This window comes from Arthrobacter sp. NPDC093139, from assembly GCF_044754165.1.
In the GTDB taxonomy this organism is placed as follows: domain Bacteria; phylum Actinomycetota; class Actinomycetes; order Actinomycetales; family Micrococcaceae; genus Arthrobacter.
On record NZ_JBIVOO010000003.1, the window covers coordinates 142,961 to 159,957 of the forward strand.

The window sequence follows — 16,997 nt, forward strand, 5'->3', positions numbered from 1 at the left end:
CCCCCTAAACGACTTTGTCCTCGTAGTTCGCGCCGCGGTACAGGTCCTCAAAGGTCTGCAGGGTTCCCTGGATGCTGTGCGGCTCCACCATGCAGCGGCTCGCCTCGCCCATGGCCTTACGTTCCGCTTCCGGCAGCCGCAGAATCCGGGTGATTTTCTGGGCGAGGTCGTTGCTGTCATTGGGTGTGAACAGGTAGCCATTCTCACCGTCCCGCACCAGGTGCGGAAGCGCCATGGCGTCAGCCAGCAGCACCGGCGTTGACGCGGACATCGCCTCCAGCGTGACGAGGGACTGCAGCTCGGCCGTCCCCGGCATGCAGAAGATGTCTGCCCTGATGTACGCCTTACGCAGATCCTCGTCGCTGGCGAGGCCCAGGAACTTCACGCGCTCCTGCAGCCCGAGCCGCTCCACGAGCGAATCCAGCTCCGGACGTACCTCCCCGCCGCCCACGATCTCCAGATGGACGTTCAGATCCGCCGGAGTGGCCGCCACCGCCTTGATCAGCACGTCAACGTGCTTCTCCTCAGCCAAGCGGCCGGCAAAGAGCACCGTAGGGTTGGCATGGGGCTCGATAACCTCGTCCGGCTGGAGTTCGTAGGCTGCAGAGTCGATGCCGTTGGACAGCGGCAGGACTTTCCGCAGGAAGGCGTGCTGGTGCATGGCCTTGGCAGCCAGCGGCGTGGGCGTCGTAACGACGTCTGCCTTGCCCATCACCTTGCCCATGTCCTTCCAGGAAATTTTCCCGATGATGTCCTTGAACCACTGCGGGAAGGGCAGGAACGGGTTGAGGTTTTCCGGCATGAAGTGGTTGGTGGCAACGATCCGGACACCACGCTTCAGTGCCTCGTACAGCACATGCTCGCCAATCATGTAGTGGCTCTGGATGTGCACCACGTCCGGCTGGACCTTGTCGAAGAGGAGGCTGATTTCCTTCTTGATCTCCCAGGGAAAGCAGATCCGGAAATACTCGTGCGTGAAGACCCCGTGTGAGCGAAGGCGGTGGACGGTGGCTTCCGCGCGGAACTCGGTGAAGCTCTTGCCTTTGTCCTGACGGCAGGCCAGGACGTGGACGTTGTGGCCGCGGCCGGTCATGCCCTTCGCCAGCCGGTAGCCGAACTGGGCGGCACCGTTGACGTGCGGCGGATAGGTGTCGGCGGCAATCAGGACGGTCAGTGGGCGCTGGGCATCGGGCATGGTCACGTGGAGAGCTCCTGGGGGTCACGGCGCGGTCAGCTGCAGCTGTCCACACCGGCTGGCACTGGCACATATAGCGCTGGCACGTTCGCGCCTGGCCCGCTTTGGAAAAGTCGGCTAGTGGGACGCCCTGCCCGCGGCTTTCCGAGCATCTTTCTTCCGTTTGGTCACCTCGGGGTGGTGCCGGGAGAGGGCGATTACCCCCACGATAGCAAGCGTTGCGGCTGTACCCATGGCTATCGCCATCACGGCGTGGACGTCAGGCCGCAACTCACCCAGGATGGCGATGCCGATCGCAATGCCCACCATCGGGTCGATCACGGTCAGCCCTGCGATGACGAGATCCGGCGGCCCCGTGGAGTATGCACTCTGCACGAACCAGGATCCGAGCCCTCCGGCCGCCACAATGGCGACCACGGAATACCACGGGACATTCAGGAGAGCCAGGCCGTTGGGATCGAGCAGGTGCTTGCCGATGATGCGGGTCAGGACCGCCACGAAGCCGAACAGCACCCCGGCCCCAAGAATGTAGATGAAGGCACTCATGCGGTGCTTGAACATGGCCGCCAGCGTGCCGAAGAGGCCCACTGCCAATCCAAGCAGCAGCACAATGGTGAGTTCGTCGTCGGAATTAACATGGTGGGTTTCCTGCGTGACAAAGACGGCGAGCAGGACGAACAGCGCAGAACCGGTGACGCAGGCTGAGATGGCCACCACCGTGGCCCGGTTGATGCTCAACCCCTGGTCCTTGGCATTGACCACGGTAGTGATCACCAGCGCGATGGCACCGATCGGCTGCACCACCGTCAGCGGGGCGGTCACCAACGCAACAGCGTTCAGGCCCATACCCATGCACAGCAGCAGGAGCCCGAACACCCACCGGGGATTCCGCAGGAGGCGCAGGAATCCGTTGGAACTCAGGGCCAGCCCGCCTGTATCCGCCTTGACGGCGCTCCCCTGGCGCTGGGCGCCGAAGGCCAGGCAAAATGCGCCCAGGACGGCCAGAAAAACCGCAAGCCACACCATCAGCTGCCCCCGTCGTCGCCGGCGGCCAGCAGTTTGCCCTTACGGCGGATGGCCCAGAAATAGTTGTAGGCCGCCACCCAATGACCGATCAGCCCCAGCCCGAGCACGATCCACGCAGCAACGAAACAGGCACCGGCGAACGGAAAGTCCAGTTTCGAGAGCACCAGGAGCGGCGTGCCCAGCAGCAGCAGGCCGGTGCGCACCTTCCCTATCAGGCTGACCGGAAGACCCGGATGGCTGTGGAAGTAGAAGAGCGACATCGCAAGCAGCACGGCGTCCGGAATGACGAGCGCCGCCAGGTACCACCAGTGGACCACTCCCGCGATGACAAGCGTCACCGCAACGGCGAGCAGGGCGATCCTGTCGGCGATGGGGTCCATGACCCTGCCAAGCTTGGACGCCTGGTTGAACCGGCGCGCAACGTAGCCGTCCACCCAGTCCGTACTGCCCATGATTGCCAGCACCAGCACGGCGTACCCATATTCTTTTTGCGCCAGCACCAGCCAGATGAAGATCGGCACGCCCATGAAGCGCAATACCGTGAGGAAATTGGGGACAGTGAAGATCAGGTCACGATCGACGTGCGGCTGGCCGGGGCGGGAACCAGCACCGATGAACCTCATCCGGTCCCCCTCTCCTCCGCCGGGGGCGTCTTCCTGTCAGAGTTCAGGACAACGCTCAGCTCTTGAACAATTTCCGTAGCAGGGCAAGCAGCACCGCGGTGGACGCGGCGAACGCCAGAAGGGGCTTCCACCGGGCTTCCAGCCGTTCCGGCAGTGACCCCATGCCGGCGTCCCCGGAGGACGAAGCGGACCGTGCCGCCAGCCTTTCACCGATCCGGTCCTTGCTGTCGTTGAGCTTGTCCTTGCCCTCATCCAGCCGGTGCCTGGCCACGCCAAGCAGAGCCTGCGTCTGGGTCTTGACGTCGATTTCTTCGCCAAGGTCGTCACGCACACTCGTGAGGTGTTCACGCCGCTGCTTCAGGCGGCGCTGGACTTCGGGCTCCGACACAGGCGGGACCTCGACGGCTTCCGCCGCTTTCTTGGACTCTTTCTCAGCCTTGGCCCTGGCCTTGGCCGCTGCCTGGGCTTCCTTGGCGGCCTTGGCCTGGGGCGAGTTGGGGTCCAGTACCGCGGCGTCGAAGTCAGAACCCTCTTTGGCAATCCCGAGGTCATGCTTCAGGCCCCGGATAGTGTCCTCCGGCATCAGCGGCATGGCTTGCTTGAACTTCCGGAGCCCTATGAGCCCGCCGATCAGGGCGATCAGCAGGAAGACGGCGCAGACGAGCAGCGCCGCGAGCCATGCGGGCATGATGGTGGCCAGTCCCATAATGGCGGCGACGATCAGTCCGGTGACCAGGAAAGCGAGGAACACCGCGGCCACTCCGAAGAACGCTCCGGCCACGCCGAGTTGCTTGCCCTTGCGCTTGACCTCAAACTTGGCCAGGGCAATCTCGTCATTGAGCTGCCGCGGCGCCAGTTTGAAGATGAGCCTCAACGTTTTTGGCAGCGCAGTAATGCGCAATCCCTGGTTGGCCCGCCCGCTGTGACGCCCGCTCATAGGTTCCGCCTAACTGGTTCCATAGTCGATTCTTCTTCGGTTGCGCAGGGCCTTATCCCGGCTCGGCGCGCCCACGCTGACAAAACTATCATTCAGGGTCGGCGGCAACTTCTGGATGTACGCCACGGCGCGCCCTCCAACGCTGTAAAAGTATGATCTGTCGGCCCTAGGATTGATCCCTGTGACCATCACCAACCCGGGCGATGCCCTGAGCCGACGCCAGAAATTCCTCTACATCCTCCTCCTTGGCGCCCTCACCGCCCTGGGCCCCTTCACCGTGGACCTCTACCTGCCGGCCTTCCCTGCATTGGAGACGAGTCTGAACGTGTCGGAGGCCGCGGTTCAGCTGACCCTGACCGGCACTACTGTCGGCTTCGCCCTCGGGCAGCTGGTGGTTGGCCCGTTCAGCGACAAGTTCGGCCGCCGGGTGCCCCTCATCCTGGCCACCGCTGTGCATATCGGCGCCTCGGTGGGGGCCTCGCTGTCCACTGACATCGGCACCCTGGGCCTGTTCCGTGTCCTGATGGGCATCGGCGCGGCGGGCGGGGGCGTCGTGGCCATGGCCATGGTGCGTGACCTCTTCAGCGGCTATGCCATGGTACGGATGTTCTCGCGCATGGCCCTCTTCAACGGACTGGCTCCCATCCTGGCGCCGGTGATTGGATCGCAACTGCTCCTGGTGATGGAGTGGCCCGGGATCTTCGTATTCCTGGCCTGTTACGGCACCATTGTGATCATCGCGGCCATGTTCCTGGTCCGGGAGACCTTGCCGCGCGGGCAGCGGGGCCAGTCCGGGATGACTGCCCGCCAGCGTTACAGGACGCTCTTCTCCGACCGGATCTTCGTTGGCCTTTTGCTGGTGGGCGGCATGAACTTCGGAGGCTTGTTCACTTACCTCTCGGCCTCCCCGTTCCTCTTCCAGGACATCTTCGGCTTCACGCCCCAACAGTACGGCCTGCTGTTCGGCGTCAACTCACTGGGCATCGTGGCCGGCGTCCAGACGAGTTCGCGGCTGATCAGGAAGGTGCCGCCGCAGTGGATCCTGGCCGGCTCCACCGCCTGGATGTTCCTGATGGCCCTGCTGATTGTCCTCTTCGACCAGCTGGGCTTCGGGCTCTGGGGCGTCCTGGTTCCCCTCTGGTTCTATATCCTCGGAACAGGCTTTACCTTCCCGAGCGTCCAGGTCCTGGCCCTGGCCAGCCACGGCGCCCAGGCTGGCACGGCCGCGTCACTGCTGGGAGCCTCCACGTTCCTGATGGCCGGCATCATCTCACCTGTGGTGGGCTGGGTGGGCGGGAGTTCCGCCACCCCGATGGGTGCCGTCCAGGCCTGCTGCATCTTCCTGGCGGCTGCTGCCCTGTGGCTCGTGGTCCGCCCCAAGACCGTGCCGTCCATTCACTAGTACGCTGGCCGCATGACGCGAAAACCGCACCGCAACGGCCGTGGGCTCTTCCTCGGCGCGATCCTTGGGGCCGTGGCCGGCTTCTTGGTCGGCCGGGCGGCCGGCAACGCAGCGGTGGGCATCATGCTGGGCGCCGTGGTGGGTTCGGCGCTGCTGTACCGGGTCAATCCGGGGCCCTGGAACCGCGGTTGAAGGCAGGAAACCGCGGTTGAAGACAGGAAACAGCGGTTGAAGACAGCGGACAGCGGTTGAAGACAGGAAACCGCGGCCGGGGAAAGCGGCATCTGTTCCGCACAGCCCGTTGAGAGTTAAAGTTGTTACGTGCCCCACTGGCAGGATCATCCTCCACTTCCGGCCACGTGGCAGCGGTGCGACACCGGCATACTGCCGTTGTGGTGGGACCGGCTGTGCACCCAGACCAGTGCGCAGTCGGCAGCTCTCTATGCCGCCGGACTCTTCACGGAGGACCGCCGGCGCCCGATAGCCCAGTGGTACAACCCGGCGTCCAACGCAGCCCTCCTGGTGGCCCCGGAGACCTCCCCGGAATGGCCTGTGCAGCGGTTCGGCATCTTCTACGCACCGCCCGACGGCGGCTTCACCCGCGTGCACTCCTCACCCCATGAGTGGCATCCGCGCCAGCCTCGCACGTCTCCCACCGAAAGCGAGGCCTTCGCGGCGGCCGTCGCCGAGGCCGAGCGGTTCCTCCAGGTTGAGATGGACTTCGTCTGAGGCGGACCGTCGCCCGGCAGAATGCTCTTGCAGGTCGTCCACCGACACAAAACACGACACAAAAAAGGTCCCGCAGCCGCCTGGTAGACGGCTGCGGGACCTGTGCGCTCCTCCTGCTGGACTTGAACCAGCAACCCTTCGATTAACAGTCGAATGCTCTGCCAATTGAGCTAAGGAGGAATGAAGCAGGTATGACATTAGCAAAGGTTTTGCCGGTATGGGAAATCGGTGCGGCCGCGGCAGGAAATACCCTGGCGGGGTATAAAAAAGTCCCCGTTCCGGAGGCCGGAACGGGGACGGTGCGCTCCTCCTGCTGGACTTGAACCAGCAACCCTTCGATTAACAGTCGAATGCTCTGCCAATTGAGCTAAGGAGGAATGAAGCGGATATAAGCCTAGCAAACACTCCGGCGGGAAACGAAATCGGGTGTTGAACAGCCCTGTTGCGGGACGCCGTCAGCCGTCGGACGCGTCGGCCCCCGGGACCGTCAGCTATCCGAACGCAGCGAGCGGCGTTCCATTTCGAGCATCATCAGTTCGCGGTTGAGCCGCTGGAACTCCTCCGGGTGGGCAGCCGCGTCCAGACGCTGCAGCTGCCCCATCTTGTCTGCCTTCACGCGCGTGATCTGCAGTTCGAAAAGCCTGGCCAGGATATCCCGGCAGTACTTCTGCACGGCCTCGGCGGTGTGTGCCGGCAAGGGAACCACCGCCAGTTCCGAAACAAGCGGCTGCAGCGGTTCGGGCACCTCCTGGCGCAGCTTCTCGACCCACATCACGGGGTCAGCGGCATAGGCCAGCCCGGTGGCGCGGATCGCGTCGTGGATGGCCTGGTAGGCGGGGGTGGCGAACTGCACCGCGGCGAACCGTTCCCAGATGCCGCCGCCCAGCATTCCCGGCTCCTGCAAAGCCACTTCCAGCGCTTGCCGCTCCATGGACGCCACCGGATCGCGGGGATCAGGGCGGTTATAGGACGGCATAACGCCCGACGCCGGCAGCGGGGCAACGCCGGGAGCAGAGTTCTGCGGGGGGCTCTGGGGACCCCGCTTGGCAGCAGCGGCCACGGCGCGGCCCACCTCCTCAATGGGCATGCCCAGCCAGCCCGCGAGCTCGCGGGCGTAGCCGGGCCGGATGCCGGCGTCCTTGATCTGTGCCACCACGGGCGCCGACTCGCGCAGGGCTGCGATGCGGCCTTCCACGGTATCCAGGTTGTGTTTCCTTAGCGCCGCCCGGATCGCGAACTCGAACAGGGGACGCCGCGTGCTGATCAGCTCCCGGACGGCCGCGTCCCCCCTCGTCTGCCGCAGGTCGCAGGGGTCCGCGCCGGTGGGCTCTACGGCGACGTAGGTCTGGGCCACGAAGCGTTGGTCCTCCTCGAACGCCCGCAGGGCGGCCTTCTGGCCGGCGGCATCGCCGTCGAAGGTGAAGATGACCTCTCCCCCGGTGCCGTCGTCGGACAGCAGCCGACGGGCGATCTTGATGTGGTCGGCGCCGAATGCGGTGCCGCAGGTGGCTACCGCCGTCGGGATTCCCGCGAGGTGGCAGGCCATGACGTCCGTGTAGCCCTCCACGACCACCAGTTGGCGTTCCTTGGCGATGTTCCGCTTGGCCAGGTCGATGCCGTACAGCACTTGGGACTTCTTGTAGAGCGTGGTTTCCGGGGTGTTGAGGTACTTCGGACCTTGGTCGTCCTCGTAGAGCTTGCGTGCGCCGAATCCGATGGTGTCGCCGGCGATGTCGCGGATGGGCCAGATCAGACGGCCCCGGAAACGGTCGTAGATCCTCTGCTGGTTTCCGGGTCCCCCGGCAGAGAACATTCCGGTGAGCTTCAGCTCAGCGTCGGTAAAACCGCGGCCGCGCAGGTGCTTGAGCAGCGCATCCCAGCCCTGGGGTGCGTATCCGACGCCAAAATGCTCGGCAGCACCGCGGTCGAACCCCCGCAGCTGCAGGAACCTGCGGCCTTCGGCTGCGCCGGTGGTCAGCAGCTGGGAGCGGAAGAACTCATCCGCCACCTTGTGGGCGTCCAGGAGGCGCTGGCGCTTGCCCACTTCCTCACGGTTGGGGCCCGTGCCGCCGTCCTCGTAGCGGAGCTCGTACCCGATCCGTGCTGCCAGCTTTTCCACGGCCTCATGGAACGACGTGTGGTCCAGCTTCTGCACGAACGAGATGACGTCGCCGTCTTCGCCGCAGCCAAAGCAGTGGTAGCGGCCCACCTGCGGGCGGACGGTGAACGACGGCGAGCGCTCGTCGTGAAAGGGGCACAGGCCTTTGAACGAACCCAGGCCGGCGCCCTTAAGCGTGACGTAGCCGTCAACGACTTCCTTGATGTCCGTGCGCTGGCGGACTTCATCGATGTCTTCGCGTTTGATCAGGCCGGCCACGAAGCCATCCTAATGGCGCGCACCGACAGGAATGCGCGGCCTATGGCCCGCATCACCACAGGGACGGCAGGCTTCCCACGAGCCGTTCGTACATGGCCAGGGCCGAGCCGTCAGTCAGCGATGCCACCTGGTCGATGACCACCCGCAGCCGGGCGCCGTCGTCGGCTGCATCGCGCCAGTCGGCTGCGAACATCGGTTCGAGGTGGCGGTCCCCGGAGGCGTTCAGCGACGTGACCAGGGCATGCAGGACTTCGCGCTGCCGCTCGTAGATGGGCTGCCGGTGGTCCGTGGTCATCACGAAGGTGGTGGCCAGGCCCTTCATCACGGCAATCTCCATGATGGTCTCATCCGGGACCATAAGCTCCGCGTTGTAGCGGGTCAGCTTTTCCGGCCCGTAAACAGCCCGGGTGGTCTCCAGCGCGCTCTGGCAGAACCTGCCGATCAGCTGGCTGGTCATGTTCTTCAGGGCGGCCATCGACTTGCGGCTGCCGTCAGCCTCGCGGACCCACACGTCCGTCGCTTCGAGCCGGGCCAGGGCGGCGTCAATGGCCGCGGGGTCGTTGTGCGGCAGGTACCACTGCTTGGCGTAGCCCACCACCCGGGCACGGTGGTCAGGGTTGTCCATCCAGCGCAGCTGGAAATGGCCGGCCACGATGGCGTCCTCGACGTCGTGCACGGAATAGGAAATATCGTCCGCGAGGTCCATGACCTGGGCTTCGAGGCAGGACCGCCGCGTGGGCGCTCCCTGGCGGATCCAGTTGAAGATGGGCAGGTCGTCCTCGTAGGCGCCGAACTTGCTGGTCCGCTGCCCGTGGATCACCGGGGCGTCCAAGGCGGACCACGGGTATTTCGCCGCCGCGTCGAGGCTCGCCCGGGTCAGGTTCAGTCCAGCGGGACGGCCTTCGGGATCCAGGACCTTCGGCTCGAGCCGGGTCAGCAGCCGCAGCGTCTGCGCGTTTCCTTCGAAGCCGCCGATCGCGTGCGCCATCTCGTTCAGGGCGGACTCGCCGTTGTGGCCGAACGGCGGGTGCCCGAGATCGTGGCTGAGGCAGGCGGTGTCCACCACATCAGGGTCGCAGCCCAGGGCACGCCCGAGTTCGCGGCCCACCTGCGCCACCTCGAGGCTGTGCGTCAGCCGGGTGCGGACAAAGTCGTCCGTATCCGGCGCCACCACCTGGGTCTTGGCGCCGAGCCGGCGGAGCGCCGAGGAGTGCAGTACCCGGGCACGGTCGCGCTCGAAGTCGGAGCGGTAGGTGCTTTTGGGGGGTTCCTCCACCCAGCGGGCGGAGTCGTGGGGTCCGTAGCCCGGCAGGGTGTGGGGCGTGGTACGGGGCTCTGCGAGCCTGCTTTCACCCACCGGACACGTCCAGTTCCGCGGCGGAAATGTCCCGGCTCTGGTCCTCGTTCAATTGGCGGCTCATCAGCCAGTCCTTGGGCAGGGCGGGCTTCTTGGGCGAGCCTGCGCGGCCGCGGGGCCCTTCGGAATCCGCGCCCGGGTACGGCAGGTCCAGGTCCAGCTGCTCCAGCAGTTCGCGGAGCACCTCAAGGGTGGGCACGGTCGCCAGCTTGGCGCGGAGTTCCCCGCCCACCACGTAGCCCTTGAAATACCAGGCCATGTGCTTGCGGATTTCGCGCAGGGCCTTGTATTCGTCGTTGCCGAAGGTCTCGACCATGAGCTCGGCATGGCGGTAGACGCCTTCGGCGACCTGGCGCAGGCCTGGCCGGTGCCGGTGGTCGCTTCCTTCGAAGGCGGCCTGCAGGTCGCCGAAAAGCCAGGGCCGTCCTTGGCAGCCGCGGCCCACCACCACGCCGTCCACGCCGGTTTCACGGACCATGCGCACGGCATCCTCCGCGGACCAGATGTCGCCGTTGCCGAGGACAGGGATGTCCGGGAGCGCCTCGCGGAGGCGGGCGATGGCTGACCAGTCTGCCTGGCCGGAGTAGAACTGCGCGGCCGTGCGGCCGTGGAGCGCGACGGCGGCGACGCCGGCATCCCGGGCGATGCGTCCGGCATCGAGGTAGGTCAGGTGGTCATCATCGATGCCCTTGCGCATCTTGATGGTGAGCGGGATGCCGCCCTTCGAGGCCTCTTTCACCGCAGTCTGCACAATCGAGGTGAAGAGGTCGATCTTCCAGGGCAGGGCAGAGCCGCCGCCGCGCCGCGTGACCTTGGGCACCGGGCAGCCGAAGTTGAGATCGATGTGGTCGGCACGGTCTTCCTCGACCAGCATGCGGACAGCCTGGCCCACCGTGACCGGGTCCACGCCGTACAGCTGGACGGACCGGACCTTTTCGTCCTCGTCGTGGGAGATGATGCGCAGCGACTCCGGGGTGCGTTCTACGAGGGCGCGGGAGGTGACCATCTCCGCCACGTACATGCCGCCGCCGTATTCACGGCAGAGCCTGCGGAAGGCGGTGTTGGTGATACCGGCCATGGGCGCCAGCACCACCGGGGTGTCCACGGTGATGGGGCCGAGCTTCAGCGGCGGAAGCTCCAGCTTGGGGGCAGGAGGCGTTGCTACAGCAGTCACCCGTCCATTGTCTCAAAGCCGGGCAAATCGGACAGAACGGCCGAAGGCGGGTTCAGCCAGGCGGGTTCAGCCAGGCGGCGATCAGCCCGACGGCGCTCACTCGCGCTCGGCGGCGCGGCGGCCGCGCCGGGTGCCGGCTTGCGGGCCGGCGGCAGGACCGGCCGGTGACCGGCCTGCGGGCCGTTCCGCCGCCGTCGTCCGTTCCGCCGCCGTCGTCCGTTCCCCGGCGACGGCGGCTGCCGCCGCAAGCGCACCGGTGTCCTCGACGTCGTCGGGCGTTATGGCGGTCTGGCGGCCGGCGCGGATCCCGGTGGCCTTCACCACGAGGACCGCGATGAGCGTAGTGACGGGGATCGCCAGCACCAGGCCGATGGAGCCGACCAGGGTGCGGATGACTTCCTCGGACAGTTCTGCGCTGGTGAGCGCTTCCCCCAGCGGACGGTCGTAGAGCATCACGATGATGAGGATCGGCAGCGCGGCGCCGGCGTACGCGAAGGCAATCGTGTACACGGTCGAGGCGATGTGGTCCCGGCCGATCCTCATGGCGGACGTGAACAGCTTGCGGGCGCTCGTGGCGGGCGCCAGTTCGTACAGTTCCCACACTGCCGAGGACTGCGTGATGGTGACGTCGTTGAGCACGCCCAGCCCCGAGATGATGAGGCCGCACAGGATGATGCCCGAGATGGAGATGTTGCCGGAAATGTTTGTGAGCGTGGCGGCGTCGTGGCTTCCCACTCCGGCGAGGTTGGCGGCGTCAGTGGCCCAGGCTGCCAGCACTGCGGTGATGCCCAGGCCGAAGATCGTGCCGAGCAGCGCAGTCGAAGTCCGGGCCGAGAAGCCGTGGGCGAAGTACAGCACCCCGATCATGATCACCGTGGAACCCACCAAAGCCAGCAGCAGCGGCGGCTTCCCCTCCACGAGGCCCGGCAGCATGAAGCTCACCAGGACGAAATAGGCGCCGACAAGGCCGATCAGGGCGCGCAGCCCCCGCCAGCGCGCCACTGCCACCACGACGAAGGCGTACAGGACCGCCAACAGAATGATGGGCATGGTCCGGACGAAGTCCACGAAGATGTATGTCGGGGCACCGTTGGCGGCCGGGGCGTTCGGGCCCGCCGCCGCAGCACCCTGCGCGTTGGTTAGGTTGAGGTAGCGGATGTTGTCGCCCACCTTCACGCCGTGCGACTTGGCGATGTCCGGGTTGATTACCACTTTGACCGGGTTGCCGCCCTTGTCCGGCTCGGTGAAGGCGAACGTGCACTGGGATCCGCCGTCGGACTCCCCGCCCGGCCGGGCTCCGGGGGCCACCTGCTGCGGCGCCTGGCTGGCCGCCGCCGTGCAGCTCTCGGTGACCACCCGCTGGATCTTCCCCGTGTCGAATGTCACACCGGGCGCGGCATTGTAAGGGTTCGCCAGTGTGAGGCCTTCTCTGCTGCCCGAGGGCCAGAGCGCCGCCATGGCGGCCAACGTCAGAAGGGTCAGCGGAATCAGCACGGCAGCCAGGATCCGGTTGGCCTTCCGCCGGGCAGCCATCGCTTGGGGCGTGGGCTCCGAATGACCCGTATGACCGTGGGAGTGACCGGCGCCCATCAGCAGCAAAACCTCATGCTTGAACTCTACGGCGGTCACCTTAATGTTGATAAATGGACGACAGGAAGTCGGAGGAACCGGAGTGAGCTACCGCAGGACCGCCAAACCTGAGACGCCAGGAGCCGCGCAGGAAGCCATGCTGACCGTCCTGACCGCGGCAGGCGTGACGCGCGGCGTGGCCTTGGTCCTCCACGGCGGACGGTCACACTCGTTCGAACCCGTCCAGGCCCGCCATCTCAGCCCCGCCCGGATGGTGCCCTTCGCGCGGCACCTGCACCGGGCAGGCCAAAAGTACGGCCTGGAAGTCTGGATCCTGCGGAACCGGGTCCGCGGCTGGAACGGCGAGGAAATGTCCCCGCTGAAGGACGCCCGGTGGGCCCTGGCCAAGATCCGCGAGCAGCATCCCGGCGTGCCGGTATACCTGCTGGGGCATTCTATGGGTGGCCTCACCGCCATCTGCACGGCCGACGATCCGCAGGTGGACGCCGTGGTGGCACTTGCCCCGTGGCTCGATAATGCAACACCGGCCACCCCTCTCGCGGGGCGGAAGGTCCTGATCGTGCACGGCGACCAGGACCGCTGGACAAGCCCGACGGCGTCCCTGCGGTTTGCGCGGCGGGCGGCGCCTGCCGCCGAGGTGCTGCAGTACGTGTCGCTCAGGGGTACCGGCCACTTCATGTTCCGGCGGGTGCGCCTGTGGCACACCCTGGCCACCGGGTTCCTGCTGAAGGCCTTCGGCGAACGGGTCGGAATCCCCGATGGCCGCACCGTCCGGCCTGCGGTTGCCTTTGACCGGCTGGTTCCGCCGGCCGCCGGGACGATGCCGGCCGTGCTGTGACGCCCTTCCCCCTCGAGCGCTTCCTGGCCGGCCTGCCGTGGACGGCGCTCGCCGTCCTCGTCGCCATCAGGGGCAACGGACACGTGTCGATCTGGGGTGCGCACCGGGGACCGGACCTGTCCGGTCCCCGTTACGGGAGTTTGCTGGCTACGACGGTCAGCCGGTACGGGAGTTAGCTGGCTACGGGAGCTGACTCCAGCTGACGGGGACTGTCCGCGAGCTAGTCCGAGACGACGAACGTCTCGGCACCCTGGCGGCGTGCCTTACCTTCTTCCAGAAGGGGCTCGACGACGGCGCGCAGCGCTGTCATGGAGTCGTCCAGTTCCATGAGGACCGGGTACTGGTACGCGATCAGGGCCAGGAGGTCACGGACGGCGGCCTGTGCCTCGTCGGCGGCGAGTTCCGGCTCATGGCCAAGGAACACATCCGACGGCTGGCTGTTCTGTCCCTGCTCCGCGTCGGGCTGGGCATAGCTGATGGCGAATGCCTGCAGCTTGCCCTTCTTCGACGCCGGCACGCCCTGGCCGAAAGCACTGGCCTTTGGCGCGCGCAGCACGATCGCCCCGTGGGCTCCGCTGAGCTCGTCCAGGAACAGCCGCTGGACTGTGGGAATGCCCAGTTCGCCGGGGCTGTCCCAGTCGTGGACGGACGTGTAGTAGCGGCCCACCACATCGGACAGCTCCACGGAGCCGGTAGCCAGATCCTCGATGCGTTCCGAGGCCGCTTCCTCGGAGCCGTCGCCGAACACCGGAAGCTTAAGGGCACCGGGTTCCACCACCACGAGCTGCGAGCGCTGGATCGGTGTGAGGCCTGCCGCCTCGGCGAACGCCGCGCCGGGGGTGCCCGGCTCCACCTTGCAGCGCAGCCGGGTGACGCCCGACGGCGACCCCTCGGCTTCACGGCGCAGCATCATGAGCAGCGTGGAGCCTATGCCGGAGCGGCGGTGGTCCCGGGCCACCTCCACATACACCCACAGGCGTTCCGGATGCAGCGTCGCCTCGTGGACCACGCCGGCTGCCACCGGGATCCCGACGCCGTCAACGACGTCCTCGGCCACGATGCAGCGCCGCCAGGGTGTGTTGCTGGATGGCGCCAGAGTCCCGCGGAACTGTCCGGCCTGGACGGTTTCCGGATCTCCCCAGATTTGCAGGAGCGTGAGGTCATCGCCCTCGCGCCATTCGCGATACTCGATCGCCACGGTCAGGCGCCGATCAGCCGTGCGGCCAGGTAGCCCTCCACCTTGTCCAGGGAGACGCGCTCCTGGCTCATGGTGTCGCGCTCACGGATCGTGACAGCCTGGTCATCAAGCGTGTCGAAGTCCACGGTGATGCAGAACGGGGTGCCGATCTCGTCCTGGCGGCGGTAACGGCGGCCGATCGCGCCGGCGTCGTCGAAATCGATGTTCCAGTTCTTGCGGAGCTGCACGCCGAGGTCCTTGGCCTTCGGGGAGAGGTCCTCGTTGCGGCTGAGCGGCAGGACCGCGGCCTTGACCGGTGCGAGGCGCGGGTCAAGCTTCAGCACGGTGCGCACGTCCACGCCGCCCTTGGCGTTGGGAGCCTCGTCCTCGGTGTAGGCGTCCACCAGGAAGGCCATGAATGAACGTGTCAGGCCGGCGGCGGGCTCGATGACGTAGGGAATGTAGCGCTCGTTGGTGGCCTGGTTGAAGTAGCTCAGGTCGGTGCCGGATGCCTTGGCATGGGTGGAGAGGTCGAAGTCCGTGCGGTTGGCGATGCCCTCAAGCTCGCCCCACTCGGAGCCTTGGAACCCGAAACGGTACTCGATGTCCGTGGTGCCCTTGGAGTAGTGGCTGAGCTTGTCCAGGGGGTGCTCAAAGAAGCGGAGGTTCTCCTCGCGGATGCCCAGGCCGGTGTACCAGGCCATACGTTCCTTCATCCAGTACTGGTGCCATTCCTCGTCCGTGCCGGGCTCGACGAAGAACTCCATCTCCATCTGCTCGAATTCGCGGGTACGGAAGATGAAGTTTCCGGGTGTGATCTCGTTGCGGAAGGACTTGCCGATCTGGCCGATGCCAAACGGCGGCTTCCTCCGGGACGTGGTGAGGACGTTGTTGAAGTTCACGAAAATGCCCTGGGCGGTTTCCGGGCGCAGGTAGTGCAGGCCTTCCTCGCTGGCAACGGGGCCGAGGAAGGTCTTGAGGAGGCCGGAAAATTCCTGCGGTTCGGTCCATTCACCGCGGGTGCCGCAGTTGGCGCAGGCGATGTCCTTGAGGCCGTTTTCCGCCGGGCGCCCCTTCTTTTCCTCGTATTCCTCCTCGAGGTGGTCCGCACGGTAACGCTTGTGGCAGGAGAGGCACTCCACCAGGGGGTCGGAGAAGACCTCGACGTGGCCGGAGGCTTCCCAGACCTGGCGGGGCAGGATCACCGAGGAGTCCAGGCCCACAACATCCTCACGTCCGCGCACCATGGACTGCCACCACTGGCGCTTGATGTTCTCCTTCAGCTCCGCACCCAGGGGTCCGTAATCCCAGGCGGAACGCGAACCGCCGTAGATCTCGCCGGCCTGGAAAACGAAGCCTCTCCGCTTGGAGAGAGAAATGACCTGGTCGAGGACGGATTTTGGTGCCATGGGAACTCCAATTTCTACAGGGCCGCTGGGTGCGGTCCGCGGTTTCTGGCCCCGAAACCCCGGCTGGTTGCCGGGCGGGGGTATGCGAAGGGGAAAACAGTGCAGGAAGCTGCGTGTCCTAGCCTACCGGGCGCTACCTCCGGAAGGCTCCCCGCGGCCACGGAAGGGTGGCGATCACGATGGCCGCAAGGGTCAGAACAGTGCCGAGGACCGTGGGTATCTCCACGACGCTGCCCGGCGCCGGCACCAGGAGGTCAAGCCCGAGCGAGCCCAGGAGCTGTCCCGCAATCATCCCCAGCCCGGTCACCAGCACACCCAGGCTGCGGACCAGCAGGGCTCCGAGACCGATGAACACGCAGCCCATGGGTCCGCCGAGGTAGTACCACCACTCGCCCGGCAGCGGGTTGCCCGTACCGGCCACAGCCACCTTGACGAGCCAGGCTACCCACAGCACGCACGTGCCGGCCACGAAATTCACCAGGGTTGCGGCGATCGGGGTGCCGTAGTGCATGGTGGCTGTACCGTTCATCGCCTGCTGGAAACTCATCAGGAAGCCGGCCAGGACAGGCAGCATGACCGGCAGGATGAGCTGGGCGGGGTCGCCTCCTGCGGCGGCCGCTCCGCCGTCGGACGCTGCGGAACCTCCGCCGAAACGAGGCGACACCGCCCACGCGACGGCTGCAATGGTGAGGATGCAGCCGATGACGCGGATGCCGGTCACCGCTTTCTTGCCGCCCGGGCCTATGCCCAGCCGGTCCACCAGCAGCCCGCTGAGCGTCTGTCCCGTGACAGTGGACACCGTGAACAGCGCAACCCCCAGCAGGCCGATGGTGAACGACTGGGCAAACACGAAGAAGGCGCCGATGCCGCCGGCTAGGACGTAGTAGGGCGGGAACTGCCGTGCGCGTACGGCAGGAAGGATCCGGGCCAGACCGGCCCTGCCGCGCGGCAGGACCAGCGAGACGAGAATCATCAGTACCAGGCCGGTGCTGAAACTGACCACGGCGGCGGCAATTCCGTCTCCGAGGCGGGCGCCGAGCGCGCCGTTAATCCGTCCCTGGGCGGGGATAGCGAGGCCCGCGGCCACGGCCATCGGAAGACCTGCGGCAAGGGGCAGCCGCGGTGCGTGGGTCATTGCGTTTACCTAACGTCAGGCATCATTG

At 66.3% G+C, this 16,997-nt stretch carries 16 protein-coding genes and 2 tRNA genes; 5 read left to right on the forward strand and 13 right to left on the reverse strand.

The window, feature by feature from the left end; translation table 11 throughout:
• Positions 1-4: 4 nt before the first annotated feature.
• The 4 genes from ACIP90_RS06610 to ACIP90_RS06625 all read right to left on the reverse strand — a co-directional run bounded on the left by ACIP90_RS06610 (position 5) and on the right by ACIP90_RS06625 (position 3,781).
• The gene (locus tag ACIP90_RS06610) at positions 5-1,201 is read right to left on the reverse strand and encodes a glycosyltransferase (RefSeq protein WP_400577905.1); all 1,197 of its coding nucleotides are present in this window, start codon (positions 1,199-1,201) and stop codon (positions 5-7) included.
• Positions 1,202-1,312: 111 nt separating this feature from the next.
• A complete protein-coding gene (locus tag ACIP90_RS06615) occupies positions 1,313-2,221 on the reverse strand; it encodes a DMT family transporter (protein WP_400577907.1) in 909 nt (302 codons plus the stop codon).
• Positions 2,221-2,844 carry a CDP-alcohol phosphatidyltransferase family protein gene (locus ACIP90_RS06620; protein WP_400577909.1) on the reverse strand — a complete coding sequence of 208 codons (624 nt, stop codon included), beginning with the start codon at positions 2,842-2,844 and terminating at the stop codon, positions 2,221-2,223. The genes ACIP90_RS06615 and ACIP90_RS06620 overlap by 1 nt, the downstream gene beginning before the upstream one ends.
• Positions 2,845-2,899: 55 nt before the next feature.
• Entirely contained in the window at positions 2,900-3,781 is an 882-nt protein-coding gene (locus tag ACIP90_RS06625; RefSeq protein ID WP_400577910.1) for a phage holin family protein, read from the reverse strand.
• 181 nt (positions 3,782-3,962) lie between these two features.
• Between ACIP90_RS06625 and ACIP90_RS06630 the strand changes: the two genes are divergently transcribed.
• From ACIP90_RS06630 to ACIP90_RS06640, 3 genes are all read left to right on the forward strand, one after another.
• Positions 3,963-5,183, forward strand: coding sequence for a multidrug effflux MFS transporter (locus ACIP90_RS06630; protein ID WP_400577912.1), 1,221 nt, complete (start codon positions 3,963-3,965; stop codon positions 5,181-5,183).
• Between the two features lie 12 nt (positions 5,184-5,195).
• Positions 5,196-5,375, forward strand: coding sequence for a hypothetical protein (locus ACIP90_RS06635; RefSeq protein WP_400577913.1), 180 nt, complete (start codon positions 5,196-5,198; stop codon positions 5,373-5,375).
• Between the two features lie 129 nt (positions 5,376-5,504).
• Positions 5,505-5,912 (forward strand): hypothetical protein, encoded by a 408-nt coding sequence (locus ACIP90_RS06640; protein ID WP_400577915.1) that lies wholly within the window; start codon positions 5,505-5,507, stop codon positions 5,910-5,912.
• A gap of 107 nt (positions 5,913-6,019) precedes the next feature.
• Here ACIP90_RS06640 and ACIP90_RS06645 read toward each other — a convergent pair.
• The 6 genes from ACIP90_RS06645 to ACIP90_RS06670 form a co-directional block, all read right to left on the reverse strand.
• Positions 6,020-6,092: transfer RNA gene (locus tag ACIP90_RS06645), tRNA-Asn, on the reverse strand.
• A 124-nt stretch (positions 6,093-6,216) separates the two neighbouring features.
• Positions 6,217-6,289, reverse strand: a tRNA-Asn gene (locus ACIP90_RS06650).
• A gap of 110 nt (positions 6,290-6,399) precedes the next feature.
• Positions 6,400-8,289 (reverse strand): DNA primase, encoded by a 1,890-nt coding sequence (gene dnaG / locus ACIP90_RS06655; RefSeq protein WP_400577917.1) that lies wholly within the window; start codon positions 8,287-8,289, stop codon positions 6,400-6,402.
• A gap of 52 nt (positions 8,290-8,341) precedes the next feature.
• On the reverse strand, positions 8,342-9,646 hold the full coding sequence (locus ACIP90_RS06660) for a deoxyguanosinetriphosphate triphosphohydrolase (protein WP_400577919.1): 1,305 nt from the start codon (positions 9,644-9,646) through the stop codon (positions 8,342-8,344).
• A complete protein-coding gene (gene dusB / locus ACIP90_RS06665; protein ID WP_400577920.1) occupies positions 9,639-10,820 on the reverse strand; it encodes a tRNA dihydrouridine synthase DusB in 1,182 nt (393 codons plus the stop codon). Before dusB ends, ACIP90_RS06660 begins: the two co-directional genes overlap by 8 nt.
• Positions 10,821-10,916: 96 nt before the next feature.
• Complete coding sequence (locus ACIP90_RS06670) at positions 10,917-12,410, reverse strand: YibE/F family protein (protein ID WP_400578308.1); 1,494 nt, start codon at positions 12,408-12,410, stop codon at positions 10,917-10,919.
• A 136-nt stretch (positions 12,411-12,546) separates the two neighbouring features.
• Here ACIP90_RS06670 and ACIP90_RS06675 point away from each other — a divergent pair, with 136 nt between their 5' ends.
• Both ACIP90_RS06675 and ACIP90_RS06680 read left to right on the forward strand, forming a co-directional pair.
• Positions 12,547-13,248: an alpha/beta hydrolase gene (locus ACIP90_RS06675; protein ID WP_400578309.1), complete on the forward strand. Its 702-nt coding sequence runs from the start codon at positions 12,547-12,549 to the stop codon at positions 13,246-13,248.
• Positions 13,245-13,424, forward strand: coding sequence for a hypothetical protein (locus tag ACIP90_RS06680; protein WP_400577921.1), 180 nt, complete (start codon positions 13,245-13,247; stop codon positions 13,422-13,424). The genes ACIP90_RS06675 and ACIP90_RS06680 overlap by 4 nt, the downstream gene beginning before the upstream one ends.
• Positions 13,425-13,468: 44 nt before the next feature.
• Here the strand turns inward: ACIP90_RS06680 and ACIP90_RS06685 are convergent, their stop codons facing one another.
• The 3 genes from ACIP90_RS06685 to ACIP90_RS06695 form a co-directional block, all read right to left on the reverse strand.
• Positions 13,469-14,446, reverse strand: a complete 978-nt coding sequence (locus tag ACIP90_RS06685; protein ID WP_400577923.1) for a GNAT family N-acetyltransferase — start codon at positions 14,444-14,446, stop codon at positions 13,469-13,471.
• A 2-nt stretch (positions 14,447-14,448) separates the two neighbouring features.
• Positions 14,449-15,834, reverse strand: a complete 1,386-nt coding sequence (locus ACIP90_RS06690) for a glycine--tRNA ligase (protein ID WP_400577925.1) — start codon at positions 15,832-15,834, stop codon at positions 14,449-14,451.
• 133 nt (positions 15,835-15,967) lie between these two features.
• Positions 15,968-16,969: a DMT family transporter gene (locus tag ACIP90_RS06695; protein ID WP_400577927.1), complete on the reverse strand. Its 1,002-nt coding sequence runs from the start codon at positions 16,967-16,969 to the stop codon at positions 15,968-15,970.
• Positions 16,970-16,997: the final 28 nt, after the last annotated feature.

Excerpts from the sequence above, each read along its gene's own strand:
- ACIP90_RS06615 (WP_400577907.1), bottom strand. The coding sequence starts at position 2,221 with ATGGTGTGGCTTGCGGTTTTTCTGGCCGTCCTGGGCGCATTTTGCCTG.
- ACIP90_RS06620 (WP_400577909.1), bottom strand. The coding sequence starts at position 2,844 with ATGAGGTTCATCGGTGCTGGTTCCCGCCCCGGCCAGCCGCACGTCGAT.
- ACIP90_RS06625 (WP_400577910.1), bottom strand. The coding sequence starts at position 3,781 with ATGAGCGGGCGTCACAGCGGGCGGGCCAACCAGGGATTGCGCATTACT.
- ACIP90_RS06635 (WP_400577913.1), top strand. The coding sequence starts at position 5,196 with ATGACGCGAAAACCGCACCGCAACGGCCGTGGGCTCTTCCTCGGCGCG.
- ACIP90_RS06670 (WP_400578308.1), bottom strand. The coding sequence starts at position 12,410 with ATGGGCGCCGGTCACTCCCACGGTCATACGGGTCATTCGGAGCCCACG.
- ACIP90_RS06675 (WP_400578309.1), top strand. The coding sequence starts at position 12,547 with ATGCTGACCGTCCTGACCGCGGCAGGCGTGACGCGCGGCGTGGCCTTG.
- ACIP90_RS06690 (WP_400577925.1), bottom strand. The coding sequence starts at position 15,834 with ATGGCACCAAAATCCGTCCTCGACCAGGTCATTTCTCTCTCCAAGCGG.
- ACIP90_RS06695 (WP_400577927.1), bottom strand. The coding sequence starts at position 16,969 with ATGACCCACGCACCGCGGCTGCCCCTTGCCGCAGGTCTTCCGATGGCC.